Annotated in this window: 27 protein-coding genes; 25 read left to right on the top strand and 2 right to left on the bottom strand. The window is 35.9% G+C overall.

Annotated features, from left to right (window positions below; all coding sequences use genetic code 11):
- From efp to HF990_RS06250, 24 genes are all read left to right on the top strand, one after another.
- A complete protein-coding gene (gene efp / locus HF990_RS06365) occupies window positions 1-561 on the top strand; it encodes an elongation factor P (protein WP_016837736.1) in 561 nt (186 codons plus the stop codon).
- Between the two features lie 110 nt (window positions 562-671).
- Window positions 672-875, top strand: coding sequence for a hypothetical protein (locus HF990_RS06360; protein ID WP_016837737.1), 204 nt, complete (start codon window positions 672-674; stop codon window positions 873-875).
- Between the two features lie 3 nt (window positions 876-878).
- Entirely contained in the window at window positions 879-1,256 is a 378-nt protein-coding gene (locus HF990_RS06355) for a hypothetical protein (RefSeq protein WP_016837738.1), read from the top strand.
- Window positions 1,257-1,268: 12 nt separating this feature from the next.
- Entirely contained in the window at window positions 1,269-2,180 is a 912-nt protein-coding gene (locus HF990_RS06350) for a stage III sporulation protein AE (RefSeq protein ID WP_016837739.1), read from the top strand.
- Between the two features lie 204 nt (window positions 2,181-2,384).
- Complete coding sequence (locus tag HF990_RS06345) at window positions 2,385-2,786, top strand: hypothetical protein (protein ID WP_016837741.1); 402 nt, start codon at window positions 2,385-2,387, stop codon at window positions 2,784-2,786.
- Complete coding sequence (locus tag HF990_RS06340; RefSeq protein WP_016837742.1) at window positions 2,783-3,322, top strand: SpoIIIAH-like family protein; 540 nt, start codon at window positions 2,783-2,785, stop codon at window positions 3,320-3,322. The genes HF990_RS06345 and HF990_RS06340 overlap by 4 nt, the downstream gene beginning before the upstream one ends.
- A 177-nt stretch (window positions 3,323-3,499) precedes the next feature.
- Complete coding sequence (gene accB, locus HF990_RS06335) at window positions 3,500-4,033, top strand: acetyl-CoA carboxylase biotin carboxyl carrier protein (protein WP_016837743.1); 534 nt, start codon at window positions 3,500-3,502, stop codon at window positions 4,031-4,033.
- A gap of 12 nt (window positions 4,034-4,045) precedes the next feature.
- The gene (accC, locus tag HF990_RS06330) at window positions 4,046-5,422 is read left to right on the top strand and encodes an acetyl-CoA carboxylase biotin carboxylase subunit (RefSeq protein ID WP_016837744.1); all 1,377 of its coding nucleotides are present in this window, start codon (window positions 4,046-4,048) and stop codon (window positions 5,420-5,422) included.
- Between the two features lie 127 nt (window positions 5,423-5,549).
- Window positions 5,550-6,536, top strand: a complete 987-nt coding sequence (locus HF990_RS06325) for an LLM class flavin-dependent oxidoreductase (protein ID WP_168412232.1) — start codon at window positions 5,550-5,552, stop codon at window positions 6,534-6,536.
- 124 nt (window positions 6,537-6,660) lie between these two features.
- The gene (locus HF990_RS06320) at window positions 6,661-7,074 is read left to right on the top strand and encodes an Asp23/Gls24 family envelope stress response protein (RefSeq protein WP_016837746.1); all 414 of its coding nucleotides are present in this window, start codon (window positions 6,661-6,663) and stop codon (window positions 7,072-7,074) included.
- 186 nt (window positions 7,075-7,260) lie between these two features.
- A complete protein-coding gene (gene glpK / locus HF990_RS06315) occupies window positions 7,261-8,751 on the top strand; it encodes a glycerol kinase GlpK (protein WP_026019025.1) in 1,491 nt (496 codons plus the stop codon).
- 71 nt (window positions 8,752-8,822) lie between these two features.
- Window positions 8,823-8,957, top strand: coding sequence for a YfhE family protein (locus HF990_RS06310; RefSeq protein ID WP_016837748.1), 135 nt, complete (start codon window positions 8,823-8,825; stop codon window positions 8,955-8,957).
- A gap of 204 nt (window positions 8,958-9,161) precedes the next feature.
- The gene (gene nusB, locus HF990_RS06305) at window positions 9,162-9,545 is read left to right on the top strand and encodes a transcription antitermination factor NusB (RefSeq protein ID WP_016837749.1); all 384 of its coding nucleotides are present in this window, start codon (window positions 9,162-9,164) and stop codon (window positions 9,543-9,545) included.
- A 56-nt stretch (window positions 9,546-9,601) separates the two neighbouring features.
- Complete coding sequence (folD, locus tag HF990_RS06300) at window positions 9,602-10,456, top strand: bifunctional methylenetetrahydrofolate dehydrogenase/methenyltetrahydrofolate cyclohydrolase FolD (RefSeq protein ID WP_016837750.1); 855 nt, start codon at window positions 9,602-9,604, stop codon at window positions 10,454-10,456.
- Window positions 10,457-10,565: 109 nt separating this feature from the next.
- Window positions 10,566-11,921, top strand: coding sequence for an exodeoxyribonuclease VII large subunit (xseA, locus tag HF990_RS06295; protein WP_016837751.1), 1,356 nt, complete (start codon window positions 10,566-10,568; stop codon window positions 11,919-11,921).
- Window positions 11,914-12,141 (top strand): exodeoxyribonuclease VII small subunit, encoded by a 228-nt coding sequence (locus HF990_RS06290; protein WP_016837752.1) that lies wholly within the window; start codon window positions 11,914-11,916, stop codon window positions 12,139-12,141. The genes xseA and HF990_RS06290 overlap by 8 nt, the downstream gene beginning before the upstream one ends.
- Before the next feature lie 4 nt (window positions 12,142-12,145).
- Window positions 12,146-13,030 (top strand): polyprenyl synthetase family protein, encoded by an 885-nt coding sequence (locus tag HF990_RS06285; RefSeq protein ID WP_016837753.1) that lies wholly within the window; start codon window positions 12,146-12,148, stop codon window positions 13,028-13,030.
- Window positions 13,031-13,122: 92 nt separating this feature from the next.
- Window positions 13,123-15,024, top strand: coding sequence for a 1-deoxy-D-xylulose-5-phosphate synthase (gene dxs, locus HF990_RS06280; protein ID WP_016837754.1), 1,902 nt, complete (start codon window positions 13,123-13,125; stop codon window positions 15,022-15,024).
- On the top strand, window positions 15,021-15,839 hold the full coding sequence (locus tag HF990_RS06275) for a TlyA family RNA methyltransferase (protein ID WP_168412231.1): 819 nt from the start codon (window positions 15,021-15,023) through the stop codon (window positions 15,837-15,839). The genes dxs and HF990_RS06275 overlap by 4 nt, the downstream gene beginning before the upstream one ends.
- Before the next feature lie 107 nt (window positions 15,840-15,946).
- Window positions 15,947-16,396, top strand: a complete 450-nt coding sequence (gene ahrC / locus HF990_RS06270; RefSeq protein ID WP_016837756.1) for a transcriptional regulator AhrC/ArgR — start codon at window positions 15,947-15,949, stop codon at window positions 16,394-16,396.
- Window positions 16,397-16,411: 15 nt separating this feature from the next.
- Window positions 16,412-18,130 carry a DNA repair protein RecN gene (recN, locus tag HF990_RS06265; protein WP_096550976.1) on the top strand — a complete coding sequence of 573 codons (1,719 nt, stop codon included), beginning with the start codon at window positions 16,412-16,414 and terminating at the stop codon, window positions 18,128-18,130.
- A gap of 145 nt (window positions 18,131-18,275) precedes the next feature.
- On the top strand, window positions 18,276-19,232 hold the full coding sequence (locus HF990_RS06260) for a SpoIVB peptidase S55 domain-containing protein (protein WP_168412230.1): 957 nt from the start codon (window positions 18,276-18,278) through the stop codon (window positions 19,230-19,232).
- 264 nt (window positions 19,233-19,496) lie between these two features.
- Entirely contained in the window at window positions 19,497-20,288 is a 792-nt protein-coding gene (gene spo0A, locus HF990_RS06255) for a sporulation transcription factor Spo0A (RefSeq protein ID WP_016837760.1), read from the top strand.
- Window positions 20,289-20,450: 162 nt separating this feature from the next.
- Window positions 20,451-22,016 carry a FapA family protein gene (locus HF990_RS06250; RefSeq protein WP_016837761.1) on the top strand — a complete coding sequence of 522 codons (1,566 nt, stop codon included), beginning with the start codon at window positions 20,451-20,453 and terminating at the stop codon, window positions 22,014-22,016.
- A 56-nt stretch (window positions 22,017-22,072) separates the two neighbouring features.
- Here HF990_RS06250 and HF990_RS06245 read toward each other — a convergent pair whose 3' ends face one another.
- Entirely contained in the window at window positions 22,073-22,333 is a 261-nt protein-coding gene (locus HF990_RS06245; protein WP_016837762.1) for a DUF2627 domain-containing protein, read from the bottom strand.
- 289 nt (window positions 22,334-22,622) lie between these two features.
- Here HF990_RS06245 and HF990_RS06240 point away from each other — a divergent pair, with 289 nt between their 5' ends.
- Window positions 22,623-23,723: a Glu/Leu/Phe/Val dehydrogenase gene (locus HF990_RS06240; protein WP_168412229.1), complete on the top strand. Its 1,101-nt coding sequence runs from the start codon at window positions 22,623-22,625 to the stop codon at window positions 23,721-23,723.
- 59 nt (window positions 23,724-23,782) lie between these two features.
- On the opposite strand, the gene HF990_RS06235 is transcribed toward HF990_RS06240, so the two are convergent.
- A partial coding sequence (locus HF990_RS06235; protein ID WP_168412228.1) for a transposase occupies window positions 23,783-23,994 on the bottom strand: 212 nt, incomplete at its 5' end.

Raw genomic sequence — 23,994 nt, 5'->3', positions numbered from 1 at the left:
ATGATTTCAGTTAACGATTTTCGTACTGGTCTAACAATTATTGTAGATGGAGAATTATACCGAGTACTTGATTTCCAACACGTAAAACCTGGTAAGGGAGCAGCGTTCGTTCGTTCCAAATTACGTAACTTACGAAATGGTAACGTAGCGGAAAAAACATTCCGCGCAGGTGAAAAAGTTGAAAAAGCGATGGTAGAAAACCGCAAAATGCAATATTTATATGCACAAGGTGATTCCCATGTTTTCATGGATTTAGAATCATATGAACAAATCGAATTAAATGCAAATCAAATCGATTATGAATTAAAATTCTTAAAAGAAAATATGGAAGTTTACATTATGTCATATCAAGGAGAAATGCTTGGGGTAGAACTTCCAAATACTGTGGAATTAAAAGTAGTTGAAACTGAACCAGGTATCAAAGGTGATACTGCTTCTGGAGGTTCTAAACCAGCTACTTTAGAAACTGGTCTTATCGTACAAGTACCATTCTTTGTTAATGAAGGTGATATTTTAGTAATCAACACTTCTGATGGATCGTATGTTTCCCGCGCTAACTAATAATTTCAATAAAAATTAAGTGGACGTCAAAAGCACGTCCGCTTTTTTTATTGTTCTTTGGTCTATTTATTTGAACAAGCTCATATATTGCTTTCACAAGGAGGAGTCAAATGGAATTACAGGATGTATTAAGGGTGGCAGGAGTAGGGCTAATTATTGCACTGTTACATGTTTTCTTTGACCAAGTTGGGAAGAAGGAATTTACATTCTATATATTCTTTATCGCATACCTATACATGGCTGCAGAACTAATCCGATTTTTACGGCTTTTTTTCGGTGAAATTATGCTATTTTTCCAATGGTTGACGAATTGACATATGACGATTTTGATTTATGCCGTAATTCTACTACTCATTATCATACTGATTAAAGAAACGGTCCCAAAACTTCATTCGCTCATTGCCATCATCTTCTTTTTTATAATATTACATTTTCTATTATCGAAATCTGTACTTCCATTAATTGGACAAATCCTGTCATATGTAAATTCAGTACCATATGTTCCTCAACTTGTCTATTCTGCTCTTTTTTATCAATTAGGTATATTTTTTAAGATGCTTTTTGATGAACAAGAGCATGAGACGATGGGAGAATTCGTCATGTTTTCGGTCCGGATCGTATTACTATCTTATTGGGTTGGTGAGTTTGCCAAAGTTCTTTCTGGTTTTTCTTCAATTCTAGATAAGCTTCAATAAGGGGCTTTCATAATGGATGAACTATTGAACATTTTTATCGATCCATTAAAAATTGCAGGTAAATCCATTGTACTCGTAGTCACATACACCATATTATTTCTGATATTAGAAGCTTTTGTACCGCAATTTAAAAAATGGGGAGATACATTATTTATTATTGTCCTCGTGTTGACACTTGGACAAACCGTAATGGAGTCATTCGGTTTAATTGGTGAAGTTGTGAATGTCGCTGCCGAATTCTTTTTATCGATCACACCGATTCTCATGTCCATTATCGTTGTGCTCAATGCGGTATTTTCCTTCATAGCTTGGAGTCCTATTGTTATCGCGATATTTGAATTTTTAATATTGTTATGTCAAAAAGTGCTTATTCCAGGAATCGTCATCGCGCTGCTACTGGATTTTTGTACAAGATTTATTGGAGAAATGTCTTTTTCAAAAGCTTCCGATTTAATACGAGGAACCGTCATGACATTAATTACAGCATCGTTATTGTTGATGGTCGCATTTTTATCTTTTGCAGGAGTTGCCTTTTTTACCGTAGATAAAGCGATTGCGAGCCCTGTGAAAAAAGTAATTGAACAAACGATTCCAATTGTTGGTTCACTAATCGTTGAAGGTTTTTCAATCTTCCAAAAGTACCAATCTGCTGCCACTACTTTAGCGGGATTTAGTGCTATGACTGCATTTTGGATAGCCGCGTTTTATCCTGCTGGAAAGCTGTTGATTCATGCAATGACTTTTAAAATTTTAGCTGCAATCGTCGAGCCCTTTTCTGGTGGAACGATTAGCGGTCTCCTTGATGATATTGGAAAGTCATTACTCGTCTTATGCGCTTCAGCAATCCTATTAGGAATCGCTTTCGTTTTCATTTGGCTCATCTTCATGGTAATTTTGCAGCTCGGGGTGGGAAAAAGCTTTTGATCAAATTAATCGCCATCATACTAATAGGAAAGTGCTTGCTATTACTGGCTGAGGAAAAAGAGATTATGGTCTATGTCAAACTAGCAACACTATTAATTGTCATTACAACTTTATTAGAAATTCTCAAACTATAAAGCATAGAGCTTGTACTTCATTCATACAATGTTTTGAAACATGAGGGAAGGGGGGCGCTAAGAACGTGAGGTGGAAAAGAAATGGACAAAGTTAAATCTATTAATCATACCTATTGCAGTTCTAGCGTTCATTGCGTACATTTCAGCAACGAGTGATGCATCCGGTGAGCGATATGATACTGTTTCAGCAGAAGGTAGACTTGAACAAGCTTTAAGTGAAATAGAAGGCGTTGGACAAGTAAAGGTTTATTTTCATTACGATGAAAACCCTTCAAATACGGATGGAACTTTAAGCAACTATTTTCGTTCAAGTAACAATACCACTACTGTATCAGGATTGCTCATTGTTTCAGAAGGTGCGAAGGATCCAAAAGTCCAAAGGCAACTTCTTGAAACGATCAGTAAAGTTATGCAAATGCCTACCCACAGAATTATGATTGTACCGATGGAAAGTAAAGGAGATGAACAATGAAAGTAAAAAGAAGAACTGTTTGGCTATTAACATTATTAAGTTTAGCTGCTGTCATTTCAGTGTATTATGTATTTGAACCAAATCGTAATGTGGATTTAATGACAATTTTTACGGATGATACCCTTGAAGAAACAACTTTAACAAATGCAGATGAAAAATTAACAACGCCTACAGTATCTGAAAGCCATTTATTTGAAGATTTAAGAATGGAAATTGCCAATGAACGTAGCCAATTAAGAGAGCAATTAGAACAAAAAATTGCTTCAAGTGAATATTCTGCAGAGGAAAAAAATGAAGCATATAATCAAATGAATGAGTTAATTAAGAGAGAATCTGCTGAGGCTATGCTTGAAATGTTAATTGAAAACCTTGGCTATTCTGATGCATTAGTACATGTAAAAGATGATAAAGTACAAGTGACAGTATTATCCGATGAAATTTCGAAAGCTCAAGCGAGTGAAATTATCTATGTTGTCCGTCAACAAATTGATGATATTCAAGATGTGACAGTAAGTGTTCAATCTAATTATTATTGAGATATAATTTTGATTGGAGAAACGATGTTGTATAACAGAAGGTGAACAGTGCTTCGTTTACGTAACGAAAGCACTGTTTTTTGCTCATTTTATAGAAAATTAAAAAATATTGTTTCAAAATCTGTTGAAAGGATATAAAATGATTATTGTATTGAATAAAAAGAAGGGGTGTCTACATTGTTTAAAGTACAAGAACTTCGTGAGATTATTAAACTAGTTGATTCATCATCTCTTGACGAATTCTTATATGAAGTAGATGGTGCAAAAATTAAATTAAAGAAAAATCAAGGTGTTGTAACAGAAGTGGTAGCACCTAAGGTACAAACTGTTGTACAACAAGCTCAACCACAAGTACAAGCACAACCAAAAGAAGAAGTAAAAGTTGAAGAAGTAAAACCACAAGCTGAAAGCGCAGCACCTGCAGCAAGTACTTCTGAAGCAAAACCTGTAAATTTAGATGATCCTACATTACATAAAATCACTTCACCGATGGTAGGAACATTCTATGCAGCACCATCACCTGATTCACCTCCTTACGTTAAAGTAGGGGACAAAGTGGAACCTGATACAATTGTATGTATCGTTGAAGCAATGAAATTATTTAACGAAATCGAAGCAGAAGTTAAAGGTGAAATTGTTGAAGTACTAGTGAAAAATGAACAGCTAGTAGAATTCGGTCAACCACTATTCCTAGTGAAACCTACTGAATAAGAGGTGACCAAAATGTTAAAAAAAGTATTAATTGCTAACCGCGGAGAAATTGCGGTTCGTATTATTCGTGCTTGTAAAGAATTAGGAATTCAAACGGTTGCAGTATATTCTGAAGCGGATCGTGATAGCTTACATGTAAAACTTGCTGATGAAGCATATTGCATCGGTCCAAAACTATCAAAAGATTCCTATTTAAGTTTTCCAGCCGTATTAAGCGTTGCAGAGAAAACGGGTGCCGATGGGATACATCCAGGTTATGGATTCCTAGCAGAAAATGCAGATTTTGCTGAAGCATGTGAAAATGCTGGCATTAAATTCATTGGTCCTTCTTCCAAATCCATTCGCATCATGGGGATGAAAGACGTTGCCCGTGCGACAATGGAAGAAGCAGGAGTACCTTTAGTACCTGGTACAGGCATTGTTCCTGATATTGAAACAGGTAAAAAATGGGCAGCTGAAATTGGCTATCCAGTCATTATTAAAGCGACTGCTGGTGGCGGTGGTAAAGGAATCCGAGTTGCTCGTACAGAAGAAGAGTTAGTAAAAGGTATTGAAATTACTCAAAAAGAAGCTCAAGCAGCATTCGGTAATCCTGGTGTATATTTAGAAAAATACATCGAATTCTTCCGTCACTGTGAAATCCAAGTATTAGCAGATGCATATGGAAATGTGATCCATCTTGGCGAGCGTGACTGTACTGTACAACGACGCATGCAAAAATTAGTTGAGGAAGCACCATCTCCTGCATTATCTCCAGAAAGACGTGCAGAGATGGGGGAAGCTGCTGTAAAGGCAGCAAAAGCTTGTGGCTATGAAGGTGCTGGAACAATCGAATTTATTTATGATTATAATGAGGACAAGTTCTACTTCATGGAAATGAATACTCGTATTCAAGTAGAACACCCTGTAACAGAAATGGTTACTGGCGTCGATTTAGTTCAGCAACAGCTCAAAATCGCTTCCGGCGAAAAATTAACATTGACACAAGAAGATATTCAATTAAAAGGCTGGGCTATTGAGTGCCGCATCAATGCGGAAAATGCATACAAAAACTTCATGCCAGCTGCTGGTACAGTTGAAACATATATTACACCTGGTGGTCCTGGAGTACGGATTGACTCTGCAGTATATCCTGGATACACAATTCCGCCATACTACGATTCAATGGTTGCAAAATTAATTGTACATGCGGATACACGCGAAGAAGCAATCGCTCGTATGAATCGTGCATTGAGCGAATTTGTTGTTGAAGGGCCTGGTATTCATACAACGATACCATTCCACCATGCTTTAATGAACAACGAAGTGTTTAAATCAGGGAAATTCAATACAAAATTCCTTGAAGAAAATGATGTATTAAATACAAAAAAAGAAACTGTGAAAAACTAACTGAACTTACGGAGCCTTCAATTTGAAGGCTCTTTTTTTATTTAATAACCACTTTCTCAGAAGCGTGTTTTATGCTTTTTCCTTAACAAAGCGCTATACTAAGTTTAACGAGAAAGGGAGTGAAATAATGTTACCGAAATTATCAGTCCTTGATTTAGCACCTGTATTAGAAGGTGAAACTCCAGCGGATGCTTTTCTTCATAGTCGCGCATTAATTCAACTTGCAGAAAAATGTGGCTATCATCGATATTGGGTAGCTGAGCATCATAATATGGAAGGAATTGCAAGTTCAGCAACTGCTGTTCTCATTTGTTATTTAGCAGGAGCAACGAATAAAATTCGTGTAGGGGCAGGAGGAATCATGCTTCCAAACCACGCACCGCTCGTCATTGCTGAACAGTTTGGAACATTAGAGTCCATGTTTCCGGGAAGAATCGATTTAGGACTAGGGCGAGCACCTGGAACGGATATGTTAACGGCGAGAGCGTTAAGAAGAGATGAGGCAGGAGCATATCAATTTGATGAATTAGTGGATGAATTGATGAGCTATTTTGATGATGAACACCGTGCGGTTATTGCAGTGCCTGGAAAAGGCTTAAATATTCCGATATGGCTTTTAGGGTCCAGTTTATATAGCGCAAGACTCGCAGGCGTTTTAGGATTACCTTTTGCTTTTGCAAGTCACTTTGCTCCGGATTTATTAGACGATGCAATCGATACATATCACCGGAATTTTAGACCTTCACAATTTTTAGATGCTCCTTATACGATGGTCAGCATTAATGCTTTTGTTGCTGATACTGATGAAGAAGGAGAATTTTTAGCAAGCTCATTATACCAACAATTTTTAGGGATGATTCGAGGAAAGCGTGGAAAAACACCTGCACCTACAAACATGGATGAATTATGGAACGAAGAAGAGAAAAAGCAAGTTTTACACACATTAAAGTATACTTTTGCGGGATCCAAAGAAACTGTTTATAAACAAATCATGGAATTTATAGCTCAAAGAAGAGCTGTTGATGAAATCATGGTAAATGGTCCGATTTACGATCAAGAGAAAAGAAGAAAGTCCTTTGAATTGCTTGCACAAAGTTTCAAAGAACAGGCTTAGAATATTTCGTGAAATTCTTTGTTTTAGTACAGGGGATGAAGAAAATTTTGTATAATAATAATTAATCGGTGCAATTTGAGAACTGTGATAAACAGTTTTGCAAAGAAAAGAGAGGATGAAGAAGATGGCTGAAAAGTCTGCAAAAGCATTTATACAACCTGCTCCTTCCGGCAAAGAAGAACTTGGAAAAATTGAGGTTGCCCCAGAAGTCATTGAAGTGATTGCGGGGATTGCAACGAATGAAGTAGAAGGTGTTGCATCTACTCGCGGTAATTTTGCATCTGGAGTCGCTGAACGATTTGGGAAAAAAGTACATTCAAAAGGGGTTAAAGCAACAATCAGCGAAGATGGTGAAATACTGATTGACGTATATTGTTCAATAAAATACGGAAATTCAATTCCTAAAGTAGCTAAAGACATTCAAACAGCCATTCGCCAAGCCATTTATAACATGACATCCATTGAGACGAGCGAAGTAAATGTTCACATTACCGCAATTCAATTTGAAACGAATGCCGAAGAGGAGATTTCCATTTAGAATTATATAAACATTTATTAACATCAAATGGATGACTGTCAAAGTTGTCCTTTGATGTTTTTTATTTAACAATTTATTTAACAATTTTTCTGAAATGTGTTATCGAAATTCATGGAAATCAAAGGATTTTTACTATCCATCAAGAATAAATTATTCAATGGGTGGAATGTGGAAGGAGTGAAGGATGTGGAACAATATATTTTATCTCTAGATCAAGGAACGACTAGTACACGAGCAATTTTGTTCAATAAACATGGAGAAGTTGTTCATATTGCTCAAAAAGAATTCAATCAATATTTTCCTAAACCAGGCTGGGTCGAACACGATGCGAATGAAATATGGAGTTCGGTTTTATCGGTAATTGCGTCAGTTTTATCTGAAAAAAATATACAACCAGAGCAAATTGCGTCAATTGGCATTACAAATCAACGGGAAACGACGGTTGTTTGGGATAAAAACAGCGGGAATCCGGTCTATAATGCCATTGTATGGCAATCAAGACAAACTGCAGAAATTTGCGACGAGTTGAATGAAAAAGGCTATAACGAATTATTTCGAAATAAAACAGGATTATTAATTGACCCTTACTTTTCAGGAACGAAAGTGAAATGGATTTTAGATCATGTGGAAGGGACAAGAGAAAAAGCTGAAAAAGGAGACTTACTATTCGGGACAATTGATACGTGGATTATCTGGAAATTAACAGAAGGATCTGTACATGTGACGGATTATTCCAATGCTTCTAGAACTTTAATGTATAACATTTATGATTTAAAATGGGATGAAGAGTTGCTCGAAATATTAAACGTGCCTCGTACAATGCTGCCGGAAGTTCGTCCATCTTCAGAAGTTTATGGATATGTTTCAAAAAAGAACTTTTTTGGAGTTGAGGTACCGATTAGTGGCATAGCTGGTGACCAACAAGCAGCTTTATTCGGTCAAGCATGTTTCACTCCAGGTATGGTGAAAAATACATACGGTACCGGCTGCTTTATGTTGATGAATACCGGTGAAAAAGCTGTACAATCAAAACATGGACTACTTACAACAATCGCTTGGGGAATCGATGGAAGAGTGGAATATGCATTAGAAGGTAGCATTTTTGTAGCTGGTTCTGCCATCCAGTGGTTAAGGGATGGACTTCGCATGTTTCAACATTCCAGTGAAAGCGAACGTTATGCAGAAAGAGTTGATTCAACAGAAGGGGTTTACGTAGTACCTGCTTTTGTTGGGCTTGGAACACCATATTGGGATAGCGATGTAAGAGGCGCTATATTCGGTTTAACGCGAGGAACGACGAAGGAGCATTTCATTCGAGCAACCTTGGAATCATTAGCCTATCAAACGAAAGATGTGTGTAGTGCGATGGAATCGGATTCAGAAATTCCATTAAAGTCTTTACGGGTAGATGGGGGCGTTGTGAAAAACAATTTATTGATGCAGTTTCAATCCGATTTATTAAACGTACCGGTTGAGCGTCCTTCTGTGAATGAAACAACGGCGTTGGGTGCTGCTTATCTTGCTGGAATGGCAGTTGGTTTTTGGAAAAATCAAGATGAGATTGCACAATATTGGAATCTTGAAAGAAGATTTGAACCAAATATGAGTTCAGAAAAAAGAGAGAAACTGTATCAAGGTTGGAAAAAGGCTGTCAATGCGGCAAGATATTTCAAATAAAAGATGGTAAAAGAATATCTCTCCTCCAAACGTTTAAACTAACGAAGTATAAGTGAGAAAGGAGAGAGAAAATGAAAAAGCCAATCCACGAAAAATTATCCGAGAAAAACAACAAATTAACAAAAGCGCAAGAAGTTCATTACAAGAAAGATTTTAAGCAGGCGAAAGAAACAGAAAAAAACATCAACAACAAAATGAATATGTAAAGAATTTTAAAGCTCCATTAGTCGAATTGCTGATGGAGCTTTTTACATTTCATGTACGCCATAAAAATTTTTTATTTCTTTAACATGAAAAAGTAATGTTATAATAGAAATTGTTGTATTTTTATCAAATTGTGATTTGCTAATGTATTTTTTGCAAACAATAGTTATAATAGGTACGAATGTTAGAAATGAAGGAGTTAAATTATGAAACGGCACGAGATTCGTGAAAAAGCGTTACAAGTTTTATTTCAGTTAGAAAATACCGATTTAACGCTAGAAGAGGCAATTAGTCATATTATAGAAGACAATGAAATGAATCCTTTTTTTAAAACGTTAGTATATGGTGTAACTAAAAAACTACAAGAAATTGATCATCAACTTGAAGAAAAATTAGAGAATTGGTCGTTATATCGTTTGCCTAAAATAGAACGAACTATTTTGCGATTAGCCTTATATGAATTACTTTATATGGATGAGACACCTTCAGCAGTCGTGTTGGATGAAGCAATCGAATTAGCAAAAACTTTTGGAGATGACAAATCTAGCAAATTTGTCAATGGAGTACTTTCTAAGTTTGTTGAACAGTAAGAACATTCATTTTTAAAAGTTCCATGAAATTAGAGAAAGCACTGGGAGGAAGAATCATGGCTCAAATTATTGATGGAAAAGCAATAGGGCAACAAATCCGCGAGTCAATTGCAGAAAAAGTGAAAGAATTAAAGGAAATGGGAGTAACACCAGGTTTAGCTGTTATTTTAGTAGGTGAAGATCCAGCATCTCAAACGTATGTACGAAATAAGCATCGTTCATGTGAAGCGATTGGCATTTATTCAGAAGTGATTAAATTACCTGAAAATACAAGTGAAGAAGAGTTATTAGAGCAAATTCACACGTTAAATGAACGAAAAGAGATTCATGGTATTTTAGTACAATTGCCATTGCCAAAACACATTAATGAAGATAAGGTGATCGCCGCAATTTCACCAGATAAAGATGTCGATGGTTTTTCACCAGTTAGCGTTGGTAAAATGATGTTGGGGCAAGATACATTCTTACCATGTACTCCATTTGGCGTTATGAAATTATTAGAGTACTCTGGCATCGAAATCGCAGGAAAACATGCAGTTGTAGTGGGTCGTAGCCATATCGTTGGTAAACCAATGGGCCAACTGTTACTGCAAAAAGATGCAACAGTTACATATACCCATTCAAAAACGAAAGACTTACCTTCTATTACGAAGCAAGCGGATATTTTAATTGCCGCTGTAGGCCGTCCGAATTTCATTACGCGTGAACATGTTAAAGAAGGTGCTGTCGTTATAGACGTAGGTATCAACCGAGTTGAAAACAACAAGTTAGTTGGCGATGTAAACTATGAAGAAGTGGAACCAATCTCTTCATATATTACCCCTGTACCAGGTGGAGTGGGGCCAATGACGATTACGATGTTGCTGTATAATACAGTTAAATCGGCAGAAAAAACATTAGGCGACAAATAACGATAAAAATTGTACAATGAAAGAGAAAGCTGTTTTTCTAGGAAAACAGCTTTTCTAATGGTTACAATTTTTGTACTATAACAGGCTTGCAAAAGGGGAGTTACACACGATGCCATCTTCTTATTTAACAGTGAAAGCTTTAACAAAATATATTAAAAGAAAATTTGATGCGGATCCACACTTACGAGAAGTTTATGTGAAAGGTGAACTATCCAACGTAAAAATACATACTTCTGGGCATATTTATTTCACTTTAAAAGATGATGCCGCTCGAATTAATGCACTGATGTTCCGGACACATGCAAGCCAATTAAAATTCAAACCTGAAGATGGCATGCAAGTTTTTATACGTGGAGATGTTAATGTTTACGAAGCTCAAGGTTCATATCAATTATATGTACTATCGATGGAACCGGATGGTATCGGAAGTCTTTTTATCGCTTTTAATCAATTAAAAGAAAAATTACATAAAGAAGGATTATTTAATCCAAACTTTAAACAACCAATTCCAAAATTTCCAAAAGTAATCGGTGTATGTACAGCAACAACAGGTGCAGCAATTCGCGATATTTGCACAACCATTAATAGAAGATATCCACTTGCAGAAATAATCATCTATCCTACCCTTGTCCAAGGAAATGGTGCGGCACAATCTATAGCGAAAAATATTCAATTGGCGAACGAACAAGGATTTGCTGACGTACTGATTGTAGGTCGAGGGGGAGGATCCATTGAAGATTTATGGGCCTTTAACGAGGAAATTGTTGCAAGAGCGATTTTTGAGAGTCGTATACCAATTATTAGTGCAGTGGGTCATGAAACAGATACGACGATTGCAGATTTCGTTGCAGATCTCCGTGCACCAACACCGACTGCCGCTGCAGAGCTAGCTGTACCGAACATTCAGGAACTATATCAACGAATATTAGCTTTTCAATCCCAAATGCATCAAATCGTAAGAAGCAAGTTGATTTATGAAAGAAATCGTCTTAATAAATTGCAACAATCGTATCCTTTATCTCAACCTGAACGGTTGTATCGGCCTTTTACAGAAAGATTGATTCAAGCGGATATAAATTTACAACGAGCCAGTCAAATGTTCCTGATGAAAAAGAAAAATGAATTATCTCAACTCGATGGTACGTTAAAAATTCATTCACCACAAAATGCAATTGTCTATTATAAGAAACAATTAGAACAAATTTCGTACTTGTTGACAAGAACTGCTTTTCAAGCGTTAAATCGAAAAAAAGAGAATTTCCATTACACGATTCGCACCCTTCAAGCATTAAATCCTTTGACAATTATGGAAAGAGGATTTAGCGTTACATATAAAGATGAAAAGGTCGTTAAATCGATCTCTCAATTAGAAAAACAAGATGACCTTTCGATCCATCTTCAGGATGGAATCGTGCATGCAAAGGTAATAGAAATTCAAGAAAAAGTTGGTGAAAAAGATGACTAAACAAACATTTGCCGATGCAATGACGGAATTAGAGGAGATTGTTCGTAAATTAGAACAGGGAGATGTTCCACTAGAAGAAGCCATTGACTTATATAAAAAGGGTATGGAGTTGTCAAAATACTGCCACGAAAAGCTAAGAAATGCTGAAGAACAATTGATTTCAATTGTCAATGAAAATGGCGAGAAGAAGCCTTTCGAACCAACAAATGGAGAGGAATAATACAATGAATAATCGTTTAAAGCTATTTATAAATGAACATCTTGACTATATTAACCGTGAACTTGAATACCAAGTGGAACGATTAGTTGCACCGCATACATTAAAAGAATCTATGTTATACTCGTTAAGGGCAGGAGGAAAAAGAATTCGTCCATTGTTTGTCGTTGCCGTTTCCGAAATGTTTAACTATAAACAAAAAGAAGTTTATACTGTTGGTGCTGCGGTTGAAATGATTCATACATATTCCCTCATCCATGATGATCTACCTAGTATGGATAACGATGATTTAAGACGCGGTAAACCGACGAATCATGTTGTATTCGGAGAGGCGATGGCTACCCTTGCCGGAGATGCTTTAAATACATTGGCTTTTGGTGTTTTAGCGCGAATGGAAAATATTTCTGCTGATAAAAAGGTTGAATTAATCAACTTATTAAGTGTTGCTAGCGGTGCGGAAGGCATGGTTGGGGGACAAGTTCTAGATTTAGATGGTGAAAACCGTCAATTGAATTTATCGGAACTGGAACAAGTCCATTTAAATAAGACAGGAGCAATTCTTCGTTTTAGCATTGAAGCGGGTGCAGTATTATCCGATGCAACAATGGAAGCTCGAAAAGCGTTAATAGAATATGCACGACATATTGGCCTCGCATTTCAAATACAAGATGATATTTTAGATGTGGAAGGCACATCAGAACAGTTAGGAAAGACAGCTGGAAAGGACGAAGAGAGCAATAAAAGTACTTATCCTGCACTACTCACACTGGATGGTGCAAAACAAAAATTAAATGAACATTATCAATACGCTCTGAACGCGTTGGATAATTTATCGGAAGACACGACATTATTAAGAGAATTTGCGAACTATATCATATCCAGAAATAATTAATAGATAAAATAAATCGCTTTTGCCATTGATATTAGCTTGATATAATGGTTAAAACTTCGATGTGAATAAACTGATGAAAAGGTGTGTGAGAGATGGATTTAACGACAATTACTGGTCCATCCTTTTTAAAAAAGTTAAATAAGCAACAATTAGAGGAACTTGCTCAAGACATTCGAGATTTTCTAATAGAAAAATGCTCAATTACAGGTGGACATATCGGACCAAATTTAGGGGTAGTTGAATTAACTATTGCATTGCATAGAGCCTTTAATAGCCCTTTTGACAAGTTTCTATGGGATGTAGGTCACCAAGCATACGTACACAAAATCTTGACAGGACGAGCAAGAGAATTTGACACATTACGTCAATATAAAGGGTTAAGTGGTTTTCCAAAACGAGCAGAAAGCAAGCACGATGAATGGGAAACGGGTCACAGTTCAACTTCATTATCAGCAGCAATGGGAATGGCCGTTGCGAGAGATATAAAGAAGGAAAACAATTATATTGTTCCGATTATTGGCGATGGGGCTTTAACTGGTGGAATGGCACTAGAAGCATTGAATCATATTGGGCACGATCGAAGAAGAATGATTGTCATTTTAAATGACAACGAAATGTCCATCGCGCCAAATGTCGGTGCATTGCACAATATTTTAGGCCGATTAAGAACTGCTAAGGAATATTCTAAGGCGAAAGAAGAATTAGAATCTTTGATGAAGCGAGTGCCTGTATTTGGTGGAAAACTTGCTCATGCGGCTGATCGTGTGAAGGACAGTTTAAAGTATCTTGTTGTTTCCGGAGTGTTTTTTGAGGAAATGGGCTTTAAATATTTAGGTCCGATTGACGGCCACGATTTCGATGCTTTAGAAAAAACGTTAGAATATGCCAAAAAAGTAGAAGATCGACCGGTTCTTGTTCATGTAGTGACAAAAAAAGGAAAAGGATATAAGCCGGCTGAGGAAGATAAAGTTGGTACTTGGCACGGTACAGGACCTTATAAAATTGAAACAGGAGCCTTCGTCAAAAATAATGCCAAAGGCCCTTCTTGGTCTAGTTTAGTTTCGGAAACCGTTCGAAAATTAATGAAAGAAGATAAACGTATTGTAGCGATCACACCTGCAATGCCAGTAGGTTCGAAAATGGAAGGTATTCAAAAAGATTTTCCAGATCGATTCTTCGATGTTGGAATTGCAGAACAGCATGCAACGACAATGGCTGCGGGATTAGCGACACAAAATATGAAGCCATTTTTAGCAATTTACTCGACATTTTTACAGCGAGCATATGATCAAGTACTGCATGATATCGCTCGCCAAAATTTAAATGTTTTCATTGGCATTGATCGTGCGGGACTTGTCGGTGCAGATGGCGATACCCATCAAGGTGTTTTTGATATTGCCTTTTTACGCCATATCCCAAATATCGTAATCATGATGCCGAAAGATGAAAACGAAGGGCAACATATGGTCAAAACTGCTATTGAATATAATGAAGGACCAATCGCTCTCCGTTATCCCCGCGGCAATGGGGTAGGCGTTCCCCTTGATGAGGAGCTAAAAACGATTCCAATTGGTTCTTGGGAAGTGCTGAGAGAAGGTCGAGATGCAGCCATTTTAACGTTCGGTACGACTATTTCGATGGCTTTAGAAGCTGCAGATGAGCTAGCTAGTCGTAATATACATGTGAAAGTAGTGAATGCTCGATTTATCAAACCACTTGATGACAACATGCTTCATGACATCATGGGGAAAAATATGCCGATATTAACGATTGAAGAAGGCGTATTAAAAGGTGGATTTGGCAGTGCCATTTTAGAGTTTGCCAGCGATAATAAATACAACCAAGTTGAAATAGAACGAATGGGGATTCCAGATCGTTTTGTGGACCATGGCAGTGTCGATTTATTATTGGAAGAATTGCACATTACAAAAGAAGAAACAATTGCTCGCATTGAATCCTTAATTAAAAAATCGTTAGGTAAAAATACCGTATGACGAAATCTCCGAAAGAACGGGTAGATGTTCTTCTCGTACAGAGGGGATTATGTGAAACCCGGGAAAAAGCAAAAAGAGCAATCATGGCGGGCATTGTTTTTTCAAAAGAAGTGCGAATTGATAAGCCGGGAGAAAAAATCTCGATTGATGCGCCGTTGGAAGTAAAAGGTGAACAATTAAAATACGTCAGTCGCGGCGGTTTAAAATTAGAAAAAGCTTTACAAGAATTCGATTTGTCCGTGGAAGGAAAATTAATGCTAGATATTGGTTCATCTACTGGGGGATTTACTGATTGTGCTCTTCAGAACGGCGCTAAACATTGTTATGCCTTAGATGTAGGATCCAACCAATTAGCTTGGAAATTAAGAACAGATGAACGCGTCACGGTAATGGAAAAAACAAATTTTCGCTATTCAAAGCCGGAAGATTTTACAAAGGGATTACCAGATTTTGCGACGATTGATGTTTCCTTTATTTCTTTATCGCTTATTTTACCAGTCTTGCACAACATTTTACTTCCGAACGGTGATGTAGTGGCACTTGTTAAACCACAATTTGAAGCTGGTAAAGAAAAAGTGGGGAAAAAGGGCATTGTTCGTGATCCCAAAACCCATTTAGAAGTGTTGGAAAACACTGCAAAAATGGCGACAGATGTTGGTTTTGTAGTAAAAAATGCTACCTACTCTCCAATTACGGGAGGGGAAGGGAATATTGAATTTTTATTCCATTTACAAAAACCATCAGAAGGACAACATGTTTCGGCATTCACTGATTTTCAAAAAGTTGTTGAATTAGCTCACCAAGAATTAAATTAAGTTGTATGCTAGGGAATGGCAATCGTCATTCCCTATTTTTACTTGCTGAATAAGAACTTATAATGATAGTATAAATATACATTTATATACATTAAGAGGTGCTATTTATGAGTAAAGGTCAAAGGCATATGAAAATTCGTGAAATTATTGCTAACAATGAAATTGAAACGCAAGATGAACTAGTTTCTGCTTTAAAAGAAGCAGGTTTTAATGTTACACAAGCAACGGTTTCAAGAGATATTAAGGAATTACATTTAGTGAAAGTACCACTTCCTGATGGGCGATACAAATACAGTTTACCGGCAGATCAACGGTTTAATCCATTGCAAAAATTGCAAAGGGCTTTAACCGATTCTTTTGTCAGCATTGATGGCGTCGCTCATTTTTTAATGTTGAAAACACTTCCAGGAAACGGAAATGCTGTTGCAGTTTTGATTGACCATCTAGAATGGCCGGAAGTATTAGGTACATTATCCGGTGATGATACGATTCTCATCATTGTACGAGATGAAGGGCAGAGGGAAATCATACAGCAACGCATTTTAGATTTAATATAATATGAGGTGGTCAGTTTGCTGAAAGAGCTGAATATACGTAATTTCGCCATAATCGACGAATTAACCGTTTACTTTAATGATGGATTAACCGTTCTAACAGGTGAAACAGGAGCCGGAAAGTCCATCATTATCGATGCTGTTCATTTGTTAGCTGGTGGACGAGCAAGTCAAGAATTTGTGCGACACGGTGCAAAAAAAGCGGAATTAACAGGACTGTTTTTCGTTTCTGACAATCATCCTGTTTTTGAAAAATTATCTGATGCCGGTATAGACCATGAAGAAGGTACCATTATATTACGGAGAGATATTAATGAAAACGGAAAAAGCGTATGTCGAGTTAATGGAAAACTTGTTACATTATCAATTTTACGTGATATCGGCTCCACGTTAGTGGATATTCATGGACAACATGAAAGCCAAGAATTAATGGATGAGAAGTGCCATATCGATTTACTTGATCAATTTGCGGAAAAACAAATCCAGCCAATCAAAGACAAATATCATCGCCTCTATCATGAATATCGTCTATTAAAAAAAGAAGTCGATGCCATCAATATCGATGAACAACAGACAGCTCAACGTATTGATTTGTATCAATTCCAAATTCAAGAGCTAGAAGATGCAAAATTATCAGAAAAAGAAGAAGAGGCTTTACTTGAAGAACGGAAACGATTGCAAAATTTTCATAAGATTTATGAACGAGCCATTCATGCATACGATGCAATTTCTGGAGAATTAAAAGGACTAGATTGTATTGGAGAAGCGATGAGCGCTTTGGAAGATATCGTTTCATTAGATGAGCAATTTCATGATTCCTTTGAAGCTGTATCATCTTCATTCTATGCGTTGCAAGATGCTTCATATCAAATCAAAAATATCATTGATGAACTTGAATTTGACCCTGAACGATTAAATGAAATAGAATCACGGCTTGCACAATATCAAATGATGAAACGAAAATATGGAAGTACCGTAAAAGAGATTATTACATATTATGAAAAAATTAAAGAAGAACTAAACACACTATTAAATCGAGATGAAGCTATTCAACAAAAAGAACAAGATTTAAGAAAAATGGAATCTGAATTAGACCAATTGTGTGATGAATTAACGAAAGTTCGAAAAAAATGTGCAGGTATATTGAGTGAAGCCATAATGAATGAGCTTCGTGATTTACATATGGAAAAAGCGAAATTTATCGTTCAGTTTGAGCGTTTAAATAATTTCGACATAAATGGGAAAGACTATATATCATTCTATATATCCACCAATGTAGGAGAACCTCCTAAATCTTTGCCAAAAATTGCATCCGGTGGAGAATTATCGAGAATAATGCTTGCATTAAAAACCATTTTTTCATCGAAATCTCAAATTACATCCATCATTTTTGATGAAGTGGATACAGGTGTAAGCGGCCGCGTTGCACAGGCAATTGCTGAAAAAATCGCCAATATTTCATTCAATTCACAAGTATTATGCATTTCTCATTTGCCTCAAGTTGCAGCAATGGCAGATCAGCATTACTTAATATCAAAACAAGTTGAACAAAACCGTACTTTTACGACAGTTCAAGTAATTGAAAATGATACACGAGTAGAAGAAATTAGTCGCATGATGAGTGGAACTGAAATTACAGAATTAACGTTGCAACATGCGCGAGAATTATTGCAATTGGCACTTATAAAGAAAAATGAAATCAAAGAACAATTAAAAAGTTCTACCTCGATGCAATAAGGAGGAGTCATCATTTGATGACTCCTTATATTACAAAATCTACTTTTACTAATTTTGAAAGTACCTAAGCGACAAATATTTACCTCACATTATTAAAAGAACAGTTACACATAGTAATGTTACAAACAATTTGAGGAGGTGGACTATGAAATGCCATTTGCGTAATCTGTTGACTTATCTTGTGCTCACCATCGCACTTGCACTTTTGTCACCTTCAGCAGCAGCCGAAGCAAAAAAGCTAATTCCGATGGGTGAATCGATAGGGATACAGTTAGAATTACCATTTATATATGTAGCTCATGATGTATTATTACCAAATGGACAATGGTTAAAAAAAGGTGATATTATAAAAGAAGTCAACGGAAAGCCAATACAATCCATCGAGATGTTGAAGGAATCCATGACTGATTCGGAAATAAGCCTTACCATTAAACAATCGACCAATCATACAAGAACCATTACGCTAACGAACGATCAAGCAAATAATATACTTCCCTTTCTAAAAGATGAAACGGATGGCATCGGTACATTAACCTTTATTGATCCTGAATCGAAAGAATACGGTGCATTAGGTCATCAAATCATCGACGGTGTATTAAATAAACCACCTGAATTTACAGATGGTTCTATTTTTTTAGCGTCTATTGAGCAAATAAAAAAATCGAGCCCTGGAAATCCTGGTTATAAAATTTCTGTCATTAATCATGACGATATACGTTTAGGAAATATTTCATCCAATGATATATATGGTATTTTTGGTAATTGGGAATTAGATGTAAAAGAAATAATGCGTAAGCCTATTGAGATTATGCATGATGATGAAATTCAATTAGGAAAAGCAGAACTTCTTACAGCTATTGAAGGTTCAAAAGTTGAATCCTTTACAATTGAAATTGTGAAGATTGAAGATAATTATTTACAATTTGAAATAACCGATCAAAATCTTTTATCCAAAACAGGTGGCATATTACAAGGGATGAGCGGAAGTCCCATTTTGCAAAATGGTAAATTTGTTGGTGCTGTAACACATATGTTTGTCGAACAACCAGCTCGGGGTGCAGCTATAACCTTATCAGAGATGTTAAAAAAGAAGCCAAATTAAGCTGAAAAGACTATGCCAACATTTTGGTATAGTCTTTTTTTGATAATCAAATTAAAAACATTGTATGACGAAAAAATGCAATTAGAAATAAATGGTGATTTTTGTCAAAATATACAGAAAGATTACGACTACCTTCTCATTTTTATATTCGATAAAGGTTTTTCCGATAAAATGTCGAAAAGAATAGTGTCAAGTAAACCGAAACTATGACATATAAGTATTAAAAATGCAATATTAGGGAGAAGGCTATAAGGGGGATTTTACATGACGAAAATTAGAGTTGCAATCGCCGATGATAACCGAGATTTAGTGAGAACAATGGAACAATACTTTGAAAATCATCCAGACATTGAAATAGTTGCAACTGCTTCAAACGGTAAATTGTGTCTAAATATGTTAGAAGAATATAACCCAGACATTTTGTTGTTGGACATTATTATGCCCCATTTAGATGGTTTAGGCGTTCTTCAAGAAATGTATAAAAATGATCGTTTTCGCGATACTCAAGTCATTATGTTGACGGCATTTGGACAAGAAGATGTAATGAAACAGGCTGTTACATACGGGGCTTCCTATTTTATGTTAAAGCCTTTTGAGTTTGATCAGCTCGTTCAGAAAATTTTGCATTGCGCAGGCCAAAAGCGTGAAACTGTCAAGAGACAAAGTGTGTTACAGCCTGAACCAAATGGAAAAGTGAATCAGAGACAATTGGATACTACGATTACATCAATTATTAAGGAAATTGGCGTACCTGCGCATATCAAAGGCTATGCATATTTACGTGAAGCTATTCAAATGGTATATCACGATATTGAATTGTTAGGTTCTGTTACAAAAATTTTATATCCGGAAATTGCAAAGAAATTTGGTACAACTCCTTCTCGTGTTGAAAGAGCAATCCGTCATGCCATTGAAGTTGCATGGAACCGTGGAAATTATGAATCCATCTCTCAAATGTTTGGATATACAGTCCATCATTTAAAATCAAAACCTACAAACAGCGAGTTTATTGCCATGATTGCTGATAAAATTCGTATTGAACTAGTGGCTTCATAATCGTATTTTCTGTCATTGTCATATTATTATTAACAATAGCTTTTCCGTCCAATTGTCACCTCTTTATTGAGGTGACTTTTTATTACTTTATCGTATTAATTTTATAAAAGGTATTACACTTTAAATAAAAAAATTATATTATAGTACAAGAGGTGAGCATATGTGCGTATATTTTCCAATGATTATTTTGAGTTAATCGAAGAAAATGGTAAAGTTTATATTCAAAACTATAAAAAGGGTTTTCCAATTAAACAATTCGATGAAATATTAGGCTCTCTTACTCGAATGAAACTGTCAAATTTTTCGAATTTAAAAAAATCTCTACAAGAAGAAGCGTCGAATCCTGTCGAAATTGGTTACTGGTTGCCTCCAATGGAAATTGAAGTATCAAAAGATAAGATGACAGCCCATCTTATTGTTTATGAATCAACCATTTTGGAAAATCCAAGTCAATTTCAAAAAGAACTAAATGACATATTGACTCAAAGACAGATTGTCCATGGAATAAAAGAGCTTAATCTAGAATCGATTACTATCGGGAAACCAATTGTAATTGCTGAAGGAACGGAACCAATTAAAGGTGAAGATGCACAGGTTACATACATAAAGATTCCGGAGAGAAAACCTGTCATAAGGGAAGATGGAAAAGCTGATTATTTTGATATGAATTTTATATTTGAAATCAATGAAAATGACTGGTTAGGAGAGAAAATCCCCGCCCAACCTGGTATAAATGGAAAAAATGTTTACGGAGAAGAAATTCCAGCTCCTCCAGGTAAAGATATACCATTAAAGTATGATCGTAAATCTGCATATGAAGTAGAAGAGGATGGAAAAATTGTCATTCGGGCATTAAATAAAGGCGTTGTAGAGGAAAGACAAGGATTATTAATGATTAATAATCATTTGCCAATCGATGGAGATGTTGGGTTAGAGACAGGAAATCTTGAATTTGATGGTTCAATTAGCATTAGTGGAACTGTTCAAAAAGGTTTTAGTGTCATTGCAACGGGTGATATTTCCATTGAGGGTACAGAAGGTGTTACAGGTGCGAAATTAATCCAATCTAGAGAAGGAGATATTTACATAAAAGGTGGTATATTTGGATTAGGTCAAACAACTGTAAAAGCTGGTGGCAACATTTACGTAAAACATGTCAATGAAGCAAATTTATATGCGAAAAAAAATATTGTCATCGGGTTTTATTCTTTAAACTCCTCATTGCAAGCTGATTCGATTTTAGTGGATGAGCGGAAAGGAAAAATTATTGGTGGCAAGGCAATTGCGAGAAACACTATTGTGACCGCTATATCGGGTAACCGGATGGAAAGGCGGACGGAATTAATTATCCAATCAGTGAATCGGCAAGAAGGTTACAAGATTATTCAAGAAAAAGCAGCATTATTAAAGTCGACACAAGAAGAAATGGAGAAATTATCTGAAAAGATAGAGAAACTAGCAGCATTAAAAAATCGGCTAACACCTGCTCAAGCGAAGGTTTATAAAGAAATGAAAGAAGTATTGGAAGATAAGAAGCAGCAAGTAATTGAATTGGACAATGAAATTCAAGAGATGATTGCAGCGATAAAATCCATCGGCAAAGAGGAAATCATTGTTAAAAAAGAAGCGTATCCTGGTACTTATATCCAAATAGGGAAACAATCGTCCTTAATAACGAAGACAACAAAAGGGAAATTTTTACTGGAATTTGGCGAATTAAATATATAAAAAAGCGTTCAGTGGAGGGACTTGTCTCTCATTGAACGCTTTATTTATATAATAATCTATTGTTTAATTTCTTTTGTTTCATCCTTTTTTTGAAACCTTGGAGCCACTCTTCCCCTTTTTCGATCTCGATGCAATAAATAGCCCGCAAAAAATCCAATTCCGATGATGCTAAAGATAAGACCTATAAGAAATTGGAACCATAACCAAGGAAAAGGGGAATTTAATATGCCGTATAGAGTATCGCGCATAAACTTGATACCTGCACCAGCAATTAATGCGGGAATCAATAAAATGATAAAGGCAATTAATCGGGCCATGAAATAACCTCCTTCGCAATTAATTCAATTTTACATCGCCAAGAAATAGTGTCAAGTTTCGACAAAAAATTGCTAATCTTTTGCACATTTTTGTCATAAAAATTATATTAGAATTATAATTTTTAATAGTACAAAAAATCAGAAAATTAGGAAAAGTATATTTTTCAATATTTCTAGTTGATAAATTAAAAAATAAAAAGTATTGTAAAGTAAAATAGTGCAAATTGTAGAAAATTTGTCGCTAATTTTAGAGATTTTACTCCATTATATTTTTAGGGAGGTTTTTTGAATGGAAATCTTTAAGTACATGGAAAAATATGATTATGAACAATTGGTATTTTGTCAGGACAAAAATTCTGGATTAAAAGCGATTATCGCAATCCATGATACAACGCTTGGACCAGCATTAGGTGGCGCTCGCATGTGGCCTTATCAATCTGAAGAAGAAGCCATCGAGGATGCATTGAGACTTGCTAGAGGTATGACGTACAAAAATGCAGTAAGTGGCTTAAATCTTGGCGGTGGTAAAACAGTAATTATTGGTGATCCAGCTAAAGACAAAAACGAAGAAATGTTCCGCGCGTTAGGACGATTTATTCAAAGTTTAAATGGTCGTTATATTACAGCAGAAGATGTTGGTACAACTGTTGAAGATATGGACTTGATTTATGAAGAAACAGATTATGTAACAGGTGTATCACCTTCATTTGGTTCATCTGGTAACCCATCTCCTGTAACCGCTTACGGAGTTTATTTGGGAATGAAAGCAAGTGCTAAAGAAGCATTTGGAGATGATAGCCTAAAAGGCAAAACAATTGCTGTTCAAGGATTAGGTAATGTTGCATATAACTTGTGTAAATACTTGCATGAAGAAGGCGCAAAACTGATTGTCACGGATATTAATGAAAAAGCAATAGAGCGAGCTGTCAATGACTTTGGTGCAGTTGCGGTAAGTCCGAATGAGATTTACAAACAAGATGTTGATATTTTCTCACCATGTGCACTTGGTGCAATCATTAACGATGAAACGATACCGCAATTAAAAGCAAAAGTCATCGCTGGATGTGCAAACAACCAGTTAAAAGAATCTCGCCACGGGCAAATTCTTCATGAAAAAGGAATCATTTATGCACCAGATTATGTAATTAATGCTGGTGGAGTAATTAATGTTGCAGATGAACTTTACGGATATAACAGAGAAAGAGCAATGAAACGAGTAGAAACAATTTATGATTCTTTAACAAAAATTTTTAAAATTTCAAAAGATGAAAACATCCCAACTTATTTAGCTGCTAATCGTTTGGCTGAAGAAAGAATTAACAGTGTACTAAAATCAAGAAAACAATTTTTACAAAAGGAAAAAAACATCTTAAGTGAATCAATTTCATAAATCATAGTTTTTCTGAAGTATAGAGTACCCCTATACTAAAAACTTCGTTTTTTTTTTAATTATGCAACTTGGTTTTGTTGCTGTAATAAAGCATTGATTCGATCAACTGCTAGTTTGCAGGTATTATAAATTAACGTCACCAGATTGAAATGCATTTTTGCTTTCTTTCCTGTACGATGACGGACATTGTTTAATTGAAAGTATTCCTTTAAATAAGCGTTAACGCGTTCGACTGCTGTACGTTCTTGATAAAGCTGTTTCCATCGTTCTG

Origin of the sequence: Ureibacillus thermosphaericus (assembly GCF_012396605.1) — a bacterium.
In the GTDB taxonomy this organism is placed as follows: domain Bacteria; phylum Bacillota; class Bacilli; order Bacillales_A; family Planococcaceae; genus Ureibacillus; species Ureibacillus thermosphaericus.
This window is presented reverse-complemented; position numbering and strand designations above follow the sequence as displayed.

Coding starts and splice junctions, on each gene's coding strand:
- efp (WP_016837736.1), top strand. CDS start 1: ATGATTTCAGTTAACGATTTTCGTACTGGTCTAACAATTATTGTAGAT.
- HF990_RS06360 (WP_016837737.1), top strand. CDS start 672: ATGGAATTACAGGATGTATTAAGGGTGGCAGGAGTAGGGCTAATTATT.
- HF990_RS06355 (WP_016837738.1), top strand. CDS start 879: ATGACGATTTTGATTTATGCCGTAATTCTACTACTCATTATCATACTG.
- HF990_RS06350 (WP_016837739.1), top strand. CDS start 1,269: ATGGATGAACTATTGAACATTTTTATCGATCCATTAAAAATTGCAGGT.
- HF990_RS06340 (WP_016837742.1), top strand. CDS start 2,783: ATGAAAGTAAAAAGAAGAACTGTTTGGCTATTAACATTATTAAGTTTA.
- accC (WP_016837744.1), top strand. CDS start 4,046: ATGTTAAAAAAAGTATTAATTGCTAACCGCGGAGAAATTGCGGTTCGT.
- HF990_RS06325 (WP_168412232.1), top strand. CDS start 5,550: ATGTTACCGAAATTATCAGTCCTTGATTTAGCACCTGTATTAGAAGGT.
- HF990_RS06320 (WP_016837746.1), top strand. CDS start 6,661: ATGGCTGAAAAGTCTGCAAAAGCATTTATACAACCTGCTCCTTCCGGC.
- HF990_RS06310 (WP_016837748.1), top strand. CDS start 8,823: ATGAAAAAGCCAATCCACGAAAAATTATCCGAGAAAAACAACAAATTA.
- nusB (WP_016837749.1), top strand. CDS start 9,162: ATGAAACGGCACGAGATTCGTGAAAAAGCGTTACAAGTTTTATTTCAG.
- folD (WP_016837750.1), top strand. CDS start 9,602: ATGGCTCAAATTATTGATGGAAAAGCAATAGGGCAACAAATCCGCGAG.
- xseA (WP_016837751.1), top strand. CDS start 10,566: ATGCCATCTTCTTATTTAACAGTGAAAGCTTTAACAAAATATATTAAA.
- HF990_RS06290 (WP_016837752.1), top strand. CDS start 11,914: ATGACTAAACAAACATTTGCCGATGCAATGACGGAATTAGAGGAGATT.
- HF990_RS06285 (WP_016837753.1), top strand. CDS start 12,146: ATGAATAATCGTTTAAAGCTATTTATAAATGAACATCTTGACTATATT.
- dxs (WP_016837754.1), top strand. CDS start 13,123: ATGGATTTAACGACAATTACTGGTCCATCCTTTTTAAAAAAGTTAAAT.
- HF990_RS06275 (WP_168412231.1), top strand. CDS start 15,021: ATGACGAAATCTCCGAAAGAACGGGTAGATGTTCTTCTCGTACAGAGG.
- ahrC (WP_016837756.1), top strand. CDS start 15,947: ATGAGTAAAGGTCAAAGGCATATGAAAATTCGTGAAATTATTGCTAAC.
- HF990_RS06260 (WP_168412230.1), top strand. CDS start 18,276: ATGAAATGCCATTTGCGTAATCTGTTGACTTATCTTGTGCTCACCATC.
- spo0A (WP_016837760.1), top strand. CDS start 19,497: ATGACGAAAATTAGAGTTGCAATCGCCGATGATAACCGAGATTTAGTG.
- HF990_RS06245 (WP_016837762.1), bottom strand. CDS start 22,333: ATGGCCCGATTAATTGCCTTTATCATTTTATTGATTCCCGCATTAATT.
- HF990_RS06240 (WP_168412229.1), top strand. CDS start 22,623: ATGGAAATCTTTAAGTACATGGAAAAATATGATTATGAACAATTGGTA.